The organism is Secundilactobacillus malefermentans DSM 5705 = KCTC 3548, from assembly GCF_001436395.1.
In the GTDB taxonomy this organism is placed as follows: domain Bacteria; phylum Bacillota; class Bacilli; order Lactobacillales; family Lactobacillaceae; genus Secundilactobacillus; species Secundilactobacillus malefermentans.
Map to the genome: position 1 here is coordinate 1 of NZ_AZGJ01000062.1, position 9,225 is coordinate 9,225.

The following is a 9,225-nucleotide window of genomic DNA, read 5'->3' on the forward strand; positions in this document are numbered from 1 at the left end:
AGTTTTGTCCCAGCCACTTTTTTGTTTGGTTATCACGCCGTTGAAGCGGTTGGAAGCGAACTGCCTTTTATGTCAGGCTCATAAATCAAATCAATGAATCTAAAATTGTTTGATAATATTCATTAAAGGGGAATGGACAGTCTATTTGATAGTTGTTATACTTTACTCGTATTGATGGGATTGTAGGGAGGACTCGCGATGGCTGATCGACAAAAAGTAAAACATCTAGAAAATGACTATACGAAGCAAATTAACAATGCCAGCCAATCGGCTCGTGGTGATGGCGGCCATATGAGTAAATTGCGCAAAAAGCGTGCAATGATTATTTTGGGGATTTTTTTAGTCTTTGTGGCCGTGTTTAGTGCGCAAATTATTTACTCAAAGGTCAATTTACATTCAGTTCAGACCCAGGTTGTCACCTCGAAGAAGCAGCTAGCGAAGCAAAAGAAGGACAATTCAAAGCTGACAGAAGAAGTTAAACTCTTACATAATAATGATTACATGCAAAAATTAATTCGAGCAAAGTATTTTTACACTAAGCCGGGAGAAACCGTGTATAGCTTCCCGAGTGATAAGGCAACTGATGTGACTGCAAAGTAACGTTTAGTCGTGACTTGTCATTGGTGTTTAGTGAAATTGTGCTATACTTATCTATATACATTTTCAAGGAGGAAAATCTTTTTTATGGCAATTGAGGTTGGAGCGAAAGTTTCTGGAAAAGTATCAGGAATTACGAACTTTGGAGCGTTTGTGGATTTGGGCGAGCACAAAACTGGGCTTGTCCATATTAGTGAAGTTTCAGATGGATTTGTAAAAGATATTCATGATGTTTTATCTGTTGGTGATGAGGTCACCGTTAAAGTTTTAACAATCGGTGATGATGGTAAAATTGGCCTTTCTATTCGAAAAGCTGAAGATAAGCCAGCAGAAGCTACCCATGCAAGAGGCAAGGCTACGAGTAATTTTCATAATAATCACGGCACTAGCAATCATACTAGTACCAGCAATCATAGTAATACTACTCATAATAGCAATGGTAGAAGCTTTCACGGTAGTTCCAACAATCATAAAGCTAGCCAACATTCAGGTGGACAAGGCGGAAGTTTTGATGACTTGATGTCTGGTTTTCTTAAAGATAGTGAAGATCGGTTAGCAACCTTAAAACGAAATACTGAAGGCAAGCGCGGTGGCCGTGGCGGTCGTCGTAGTTAATAAATTAACCGTGGATGAAAATCCACGGTTTTCTTTTTTGGAGCAATTAAATGAACTTAATGGAAAAATTTAAAAAGAATATTGTCGGAAACCATCAATTTAAGTCAAAATCAACCGTTATAGTGGCAGTTTCGACAGGTGTTGATTCCATGGTACTGTTAGATTTGTTGCAACATATTTCTCCTAGGCAAAAGCCTAGGATTGTGGTTGCTCACGTTAATCATCAGCTTCGGGATGAGAGTGAACGGGAAGCGGCGTTTCTTGAGCAGTATTGTCATGAACGTGGTATTAGCTTCCATTTGGCAGTGTGGCCTAAAAAGGATCACCCCCAAACTGGAATTGAGGCGGCCGCGCGTACGTTTAGATACCATTTTTTTAGTCAAATTATTTCAGAGGAAAACGCGGACGCCTTGATGACGGCGCACCATGCGGATGACCAGGCCGAAACGGTCTTGATGAAGTTAATTAGGGGCGGCAGTCTCAATCAATTAATTGGGATTAAGCCATCGCAGCCATTTGAAAAAGTTGTGTTAATAAGACCACTATTGTCATTTTCGAAGAATGAAATTAAGGATTACGCGGTTGATCATCAGCTAACCTGGTTTGAGGATTCAACGAATCAGAGCAATGACGTGCTTCGAAATCGAATACGTCATGAAATTGTGCCTCAATTAAAAAATGAAAATAACCAATTTTTGGCGCATGTTGCAAGCTTCTCAAAGCAGTTAACGAATCAAAAGTTTGTGATTGATCAATGGGCGCAGTCTTTACTCCACCTAAAAGCGGCAGATGACCAAATGGATCTTACCTCTTTTATGGAACTGGAAGAGGCGAGTCAACGTGTTTTCTTACGCTGGTATTTGGAACGTACTGTGGAGAGTATCAATGATGAAGTGATAGAAGAATGCATGAAGTTGCTCCATAACAAACGAAAACCGCAAGCAACCCTTAATCTAGCTAATAAGTATCGATTTATTAAATCTTATAATGGATTTTCTTTAAAAATAGTTACTAAATCAACAGAAAAGCCAAGATTAGATAAAAAAATTATGCTAGTATTAACTCACTGGGTGAACCTAGATGATTCACACAAGCTTGGTATTTTTCCGATTGATTCGAATCCACAGGTAGAAGTGTTGGCAGAAATGCGATTGTCACTCTCAAAAAGTGACATGCCTCTGGCTGTTAGAACAGTTGAACTTGGCGATTCATTAGTCATTAAAGGCGGTGGACACCAGTTAATTCGACGGATTCAAATTGACCAAAAGGTACCCGATTCTGAACGGCACAATGACTTAGTTGTGACGACTAGTCAACGCGAGGTATTGTGGCTTATCAATCGAAAAAAAGCTTGGCGAAACAAGGATCATCCGGGTTTACTAAATTACAAGTTGATTATTACTAGAATTGGAGGACGTAATGGATAACGACATTGAAAGAGTACTCTATAGTGAAGAAACCATTAAAGAAGCTTGTCAGCGACTAGGACACCAAATGGCACATGACTATCAAGACAAAAATCCGATAATCGTTGGGGTTTTAAAGGGAGCCGTTCTGTTTATGACAGATGTTATTCGAGAAATGGACATTCTTGCAGAACTAGATTTTATCGACGTCTCGAGCTATAACGGTGGAACTGCATCTTCGGGTGAAGTTAAATTAGTTCATGATTTAAGTATCGACGTGGCAGATCGCGACATTATCCTAGTTGAGGATATTATTGATACTGGTAGAACACTCAAATTTATGCAGGACCTGTTGAAAGAGCGACACGCTCATTCAATTAAGGTTTGCACCTTGCTCGATAAACCATCTGGCCGAGTCGTTGAAGCTAAAGCAGATTATGTTGGATTTATTGTCCCTAACGAGTTTGTTGTTGGCTATGGTTTGGATTATGGCGATCAGTATCGAAATTTGCCTTACGTTGGGGTTTTAAAGCCCGAAATTTACGAGAATAAATAATTAGTCAAAAATAGTCAGATGTGGTAGACTTTATCTTATTAAAAGGGGCTTCGGCCTAAATTCTGTCCCTGTTTAAAGCAATAGGGACACGATTGAGGAGGCACTAAATGAATAACAAAAAAAATGGGCTTTTTAGGAATAGTCTATTTTACATTGTGGTCTTCTTGTTGGTTATGGGTGTTATTTATTTCTTCCAGGGAAATAACTCAAGCTCACAGACTCAAGATATCCAAACAAGTGAGTTTATTCAAAAGCTTAATAGCAACAAAATAAAGCGTTTTTCGGTACAGCCATCTGGTGGGGTTTATAAGATCAGCGGAACTTACCGAACTGCACAGAAAGCCAAGCCTTCGACTGGATTTACTATTGGTAACACGAACAGTAGTACCAAGGTCACAAAGTTCACGACTTCTGTGCTTCAGAACAACTCAACCGTTTCTGAAATTACGAAGGCAGCCAATTCGCATAACGTTAAAATGAACACGAAAGCCGAAGAATCTAGCGGTTTCTGGGTCAACATTTTAGTTTATGTATTGCCATTAGTAATCTTCATCTTCTTCTTCTATATGATGATGGGCCAAGCTGGCCAAGGTGGCGGTAATGGTCGAGTGATGAACTTTGGTAAGTCCAAGGCTAAGCCAGCGGATAGTAAAGAAAACAAAGTTCGCTTCTCTGATGTTGCTGGTGAAGAGGAAGAAAAACAAGAACTTGTTGAAGTTGTTGAATTCTTGAAGGATCCGAGGAAGTTCAATGCACTTGGGGCTCGAATACCATCAGGTGTCCTTCTAGAGGGACCTCCTGGTACAGGTAAAACCTTACTTGCTAAGGCTGTTGCTGGTGAAGCAGCGGTACCATTCTACTCAATTTCTGGTTCTGATTTTGTCGAAATGTTCGTTGGTGTTGGGGCAAGCCGTGTTCGTGACTTGTTTGATCAAGCTAAAAAGAACTCTCCTTCAATTATCTTTATCGATGAAATTGATGCTGTTGGTCGTCAACGTGGCGCCGGAATGGGCGGTGGACATGATGAACGTGAACAAACTTTGAACCAATTATTGGTTGAAATGGATGGGTTCACGGGTAACGAAGGTGTTATCGTCATGGCTGCTACTAACCGTTCAGATGTCCTTGATCCTGCATTATTACGTCCTGGTCGTTTTGACCGAAAGATTCTTGTTGGCCGACCTGATGTAAAGGGCCGTGAAGCTATTCTACGAGTCCATGCCAAGAACAAGCCATTGGCTGGTGACGTTGATTTGAAAGAGATTTCAAAGCAAACACCAGGATTTGTCGGAGCTGATTTGGAAAACCTTTTGAATGAAGCTGCGTTATTGGCTGCTCGTCGCAATAAGACGGCAATCGACGCCTCTGACCTAGACGAAGCAGAAGATCGTGTGATTGCAGGACCTGCTAAACGTGATCGTGTAATTAGCAAACAAGAACGAAATACGGTCGCATACCATGAAGCTGGTCATACTATTGTAGGACTTGTCCTCAATGATGCCCGAGTGGTTCATAAAGTTACGATTGTTCCTCGTGGACGTGCTGGCGGATACGCAATCATGTTGCCACGCGAAGACCAGATGCTCTTAAGTAAAAAAGATGCAATGGAGCAAATTGCTGGTTTAATGGGTGGTCGGACTGCTGAAGAGATTATCTTTAATTCAGAATCTTCTGGTGCATCCAATGACTTTGAGCAAGCAACTCAACTTGCTCGAGCAATGGTCACCCAGTATGGTATGAGTGACAAGTTGGGAACTGTTCAGCTTGAAAGTTCCGGCGGTCAACCATTTGCAGGTGCTGCCTATGGACAAGGCCCCGCTTACTCACAAGATACTGCTGCCACAATTGATTCTGAAGTTCGCCGCATTATCAATGAAGGACATGAAGAAGCAAAAGAAATCATTGATGCTCATCGTGAACAACACAAGATTATTGCGGAAGCTTTGCTTAAATACGAAACACTTGATGAAAAGCAAATTCTCAGCCTGTTTAAGACTGGTAAGATGCCAGAACAAGACGCACAGAGTGAATTTCCTAGTGAAAAAGCTGCTACCTTTGAAGAATCAAAGAAGGAGCTTGAACGTCGGGAAGCTGAGCGTCAGCAACAACTTGAAGAAAAGGCAAATTCTGATGCTACTGAACCAGAAGATGTTGATTCCGATAGCTCAGATTCAACTCAAAGCGACAACAGCTCAGATGAGAATCAGTCGTCTGATAAACCAGATGATGAATAAAGAGAAAGTCGCAAGTAATTCTTGCGACTTTTTATTTTGGATTGGAATAATAGCCGGTTTGTTAAGAACCTGTTATAATACAAACATTATTGATTTTTTTAGGAGGAAACAATGAGCGACTATTTACTCAAAAGTATAATCGATGACGGGCAGTTTCGTGCATATGCAGTAGATGCGACGAACCTTGTCAAAGAAGCACAGACTCGACATGACACCTGGAGTGCAGCATCTGCAGCGCTGGGTCGATCATTAATCGGAACGTTATTATTAGCATCGTCAGTACTGAAAAATGATGAAAAATTGACGGTTCGCATTAATGGTGGCGGACCAGTGGGCGGAATTGTTGTCGACGGAAATGCTAACGGAACCGTAAAGGGATATATTCAAAATGCGCACATCAGCTTACCGTTAAATAAAAACCACAAGATTGATGTTGGAAAAGCGGTCGGACGTGATGGCTTTCTCTCAGTTACAAAAGATTTTGGACTGAAAGAACCATATACTGGCCAAGTTCCTTTAGCTTCCGGGGAAATAGGTGATGATTTTACCTACTACTTGGCGCAATCTGAACAAATTCCCTCAGCAGTGGGCGTTTCTGTCTTTGTTGAAAACGATAATTCAGTCGGCGTTGCCGGAGGGTTTTTAATCCAAGTAATGCCAGGCGCAAGTGATGAAGCAATTGACAAGTTAGAAACCCGATTAAAAAAGATGCCAATTGTTTCAGAGCTTCTAATGGCGGGGCAATCGCCAGAGGACATATTGAACTTGATATTTGGAAAAGAGCATGTAAAAATACTTGATAAAATGCCGGTTGCATTTAAGTGTGATTGTACAAAAGACCGATTTGCTAAAGCGTTGAGTAGTATTAATCCCACGGAATTGACACAGCTTATTGAGGAAGATCATCAGGCAGAAACTGTTTGTCGCTTTTGTGGCAAAAAATACCTGTTTAGTGAAGAAGAATTAAAAAAGATTCAAGCGCAAAGCAAATAAACAAAATTTAGGAGAACAATCAAATGGAATGGAAAATTGGCGATGTTAAAATCCCTAATCAAATTGTTGTTGCACCAATGGCTGGTGTAACTAATTCCGCATTTCGCATGATTTGTAAGGAGTTTGGTGCAGGTCTAGTTGTTTGTGAAATGATTTCTGATCGCGGAATTATGTATCGAAATAAAAAAACACTGAGTATGATGTTTGTTGATCCCAAAGAACACCCGATGAGTATTCAAATTTTTGGTGGGACGAAGGAATCGCTGGTTGAAGCCGCAAAATTTGTCGACCAAAACACAGCTGCAGATATTATTGACATCAATATGGGCTGTCCTGTGAATAAAGTTGTTAAGACTGAAGCAGGTGCAAGGTGGCTTCTAGATCCAAACAAGGTGTATGAAATGGTTTCATATGTCACTGATGCTGTTAAGAAACCCGTTACGGTTAAAATGCGGACTGGATGGGATAGTGATCACGTTTTTGCTGTAGAAAACGCGTTGGCTGCTGAGCGTGCTGGTGCTTCTGCCCTCGCAATGCATGGTCGAACTAGAAAACAAATGTATCAAGGAAACGCTGATTGGGAGATTTTAAAGGACGTTGCAAGTCAATTAACGATCCCATTTATGGGTAATGGCGATATTACAACCCCTCAAGATGCTAAAAAAATGATCGAGTACGTTGGAGCAGATGCAGCAATGATTGGTCGAGCTGCAATGGGTAATCCATGGATGCTTCATCAAACCGAACATTATTTGGAAACTGGTGAATTAATACCTGAACCATCTCCAGAGAAAAAGGTCGCCACTGCAAAAGAACACTTGCATCGACTAGTTGGTATTAAGGGTGAGTATGGTGGTCCTCGTGAGTTTAGGGGACAAGCTGCGTACTATTTGAAGGGTATTTCTCATTCTGCAAGAGCCAAAGCGGCTTTGAATAATGCGGAAACTGAGCAAGAAATGATCGATATTTTTGATCAATTTGTAGAGAAATTAGCGTCAAGAAACGATCGTATAACGAAAATTGCAAAATAAACTTGCATTTTCTTGGCTTTTTTATCATGATTGAAAAGAATGAATAATTACTGGAGGGTTAAGCTTGGCTGAAAAGAACGAGAAGCAAATGAATGATCAATTGCGAGTTCGACGCGAAAAGATGAATGAACTACGCGAAGAAGGAATTGATCCATTTGGACATAGATTTGAAAGAACCTATCTGGCAAAAGAGTTACATGAACAGTTTGCTGATGAGGATAAGGAAGAATTGAATGAGTTAGAAAAAAAGGCAATTATCGCGGGCCGAATGGTATCTAAACGTGGTAAAGGAAAAGTTGGCTTTGCTGACATTCAAGATCGAAGTGGGAAGGTTCAAATTTACGTTAGAAAAGATATTCTTGGTGAAGAAATTTACCATATCTTTAAGCGTGCTGATATTGGTGATCACCTTGGAATTGAAGGAGATATTATCAAAACTGATATGGGCGAGTTAACAATTCGCGCTACTAAATTAACTTTCTTATCAAAGGCGCTAAGACCACTTCCTGATAAGTTCCACGGTTTACAAAATAAGGAACAGATTTATCGTCAGCGTTATTTGGATTTAATTTCTAATCCTGAGAGTTTTGAACGTTTCCAAAACCGTAGTAAGATTATTTCTGCCATCAGAGCTTATTTAGATGGTCTCGATTTTACTGAAGTAGAAACGCCGGTGTTACATACACAAGCTGGTGGTGCTAATGCGCGACCATTTATGACCCATCATAATGCGTTAGATATCGATTTATATTTGCGAATTGCCCTTGAATTATACCTTAAGCGGTTAATTGTCGGTGGAATGGAACGTGTTTACGAAATCGGACGAGTCTTTCGTAATGAAGGGATGGACAAGCGTCATAATCCAGAGTTTACGATGCTCGAGTCTTACGTTGCCTACTTTGATTTCAACGATGTGATGGACGAGACTGAAGGCATATTCAAAGCTGCTGCAAAGGCTGTCACTGATAAAGGTAGTGTTGATTATCAGGGAACAGAAGTAGATTTGAACAAAGATTTCAAGCGTGAGCACATGGTTGATGCGATTAAGGAATACACAGGTGTAGACTTCTGGAAAGAAATGTCTGTTGATGAAGCTCGAAAACTAGCTGATGAGCATGGCGTTCGCTATGAAAAGTATTGGGTTGTTGGTCACATTATTAATGCATTCTTTGAGGAATTGGTGCAAGATAAGCTGGACCAACCTACCTTTATTTATGGTCATCCAGTAGAAATTTCACCATTAGCCAAAAAGAATCCTAAAGACCCAAGATTTACTGATCGTTTTGAACTCTATATTTTAGGTAACGAGTATGCGAATGCATTTACGGAACTCAATGATCCAATTGATCAACGTGAACGATTCGAAGCTCAGGTTAAGGAGCGAGAAGCAGGTAATGATGAGGCAGAAGGTATTGATGAAGACTTTATCGAAGCTCTTGAGTATGGTATGCCACCAACTGGAGGTCTTGGAATCGGAATCGATCGTCTTGTTATGCTTTTGACCAATGCAGAAACAATCAGAGACGTTCTACTATTCCCAACAATGAAACCAGATGAAGAAAAGTAGTTAAGAGACATCCCATGATTATCAGCCTTGCTGGTAACCATGGGATGTTTTTTATTAAGAGTTACATTAAAAAACGATAAATATGCTAATTTGGTCTTGCTTTTTGTGCTATAAATTGATATATTATTATTTGTTGTCGCGAGACATTACGAGAAAATATAAAATGAATTTTTATTCATATTACACGTTGACATGAATTAATATAAGTGATATATTTAAGTAGTTG

The 9,225-nt window shown here is 40.2% G+C and carries 8 protein-coding genes; all 8 read left to right on the forward strand.

The window, feature by feature from the left end:
• Positions 1-198: 198 nt before the first annotated feature.
• Positions 199-600, forward strand: a complete 402-nt coding sequence (locus FD44_RS08990; protein ID WP_010620750.1) for an FtsB family cell division protein — start codon at positions 199-201, stop codon at positions 598-600.
• An 84-nt stretch (positions 601-684) separates the two neighbouring features.
• On the forward strand, positions 685-1,212 hold the full coding sequence (locus FD44_RS08995) for a S1 domain-containing RNA-binding protein (RefSeq protein ID WP_010620749.1): 528 nt from the start codon (positions 685-687) through the stop codon (positions 1,210-1,212).
• 50 nt (positions 1,213-1,262) lie between these two features.
• Positions 1,263-2,639, forward strand: a complete 1,377-nt coding sequence (tilS, locus tag FD44_RS09000) for a tRNA lysidine(34) synthetase TilS (RefSeq protein ID WP_010620748.1) — start codon at positions 1,263-1,265, stop codon at positions 2,637-2,639.
• The gene (gene hpt, locus FD44_RS09005) at positions 2,632-3,174 is read left to right on the forward strand and encodes a hypoxanthine phosphoribosyltransferase (RefSeq protein WP_010620747.1); all 543 of its coding nucleotides are present in this window, start codon (positions 2,632-2,634) and stop codon (positions 3,172-3,174) included. The genes tilS and hpt overlap by 8 nt, the downstream gene beginning before the upstream one ends.
• Before the next feature lie 107 nt (positions 3,175-3,281).
• Positions 3,282-5,408, forward strand: a complete 2,127-nt coding sequence (gene ftsH, locus FD44_RS09010) for an ATP-dependent zinc metalloprotease FtsH (RefSeq protein WP_010620746.1) — start codon at positions 3,282-3,284, stop codon at positions 5,406-5,408.
• Between the two features lie 111 nt (positions 5,409-5,519).
• Positions 5,520-6,401 carry an Hsp33 family molecular chaperone HslO gene (gene hslO, locus FD44_RS09015; RefSeq protein ID WP_010620745.1) on the forward strand — a complete coding sequence of 294 codons (882 nt, stop codon included), beginning with the start codon at positions 5,520-5,522 and terminating at the stop codon, positions 6,399-6,401.
• Between the two features lie 23 nt (positions 6,402-6,424).
• Entirely contained in the window at positions 6,425-7,432 is a 1,008-nt protein-coding gene (gene dusB / locus FD44_RS09020; protein WP_010620744.1) for a tRNA dihydrouridine synthase DusB, read from the forward strand.
• An 88-nt stretch (positions 7,433-7,520) separates the two neighbouring features.
• Positions 7,521-8,999, forward strand: coding sequence for a lysine--tRNA ligase (lysS, locus tag FD44_RS09025; protein ID WP_081484039.1), 1,479 nt, complete (start codon positions 7,521-7,523; stop codon positions 8,997-8,999).
• Positions 9,000-9,225 lie beyond the last annotated feature (226 nt).

Excerpts from the sequence above, each read along its gene's own strand:
- FD44_RS08990 (WP_010620750.1), top strand. The coding sequence starts at position 199 with ATGGCTGATCGACAAAAAGTAAAACATCTAGAAAATGACTATACGAAG.
- FD44_RS08995 (WP_010620749.1), top strand. The coding sequence starts at position 685 with ATGGCAATTGAGGTTGGAGCGAAAGTTTCTGGAAAAGTATCAGGAATT.
- tilS (WP_010620748.1), top strand. The coding sequence starts at position 1,263 with ATGAACTTAATGGAAAAATTTAAAAAGAATATTGTCGGAAACCATCAA.
- hpt (WP_010620747.1), top strand. The coding sequence starts at position 2,632 with ATGGATAACGACATTGAAAGAGTACTCTATAGTGAAGAAACCATTAAA.
- ftsH (WP_010620746.1), top strand. The coding sequence starts at position 3,282 with ATGAATAACAAAAAAAATGGGCTTTTTAGGAATAGTCTATTTTACATT.
- hslO (WP_010620745.1), top strand. The coding sequence starts at position 5,520 with ATGAGCGACTATTTACTCAAAAGTATAATCGATGACGGGCAGTTTCGT.
- dusB (WP_010620744.1), top strand. The coding sequence starts at position 6,425 with ATGGAATGGAAAATTGGCGATGTTAAAATCCCTAATCAAATTGTTGTT.
- lysS (WP_081484039.1), top strand. The coding sequence starts at position 7,521 with ATGAATGATCAATTGCGAGTTCGACGCGAAAAGATGAATGAACTACGC.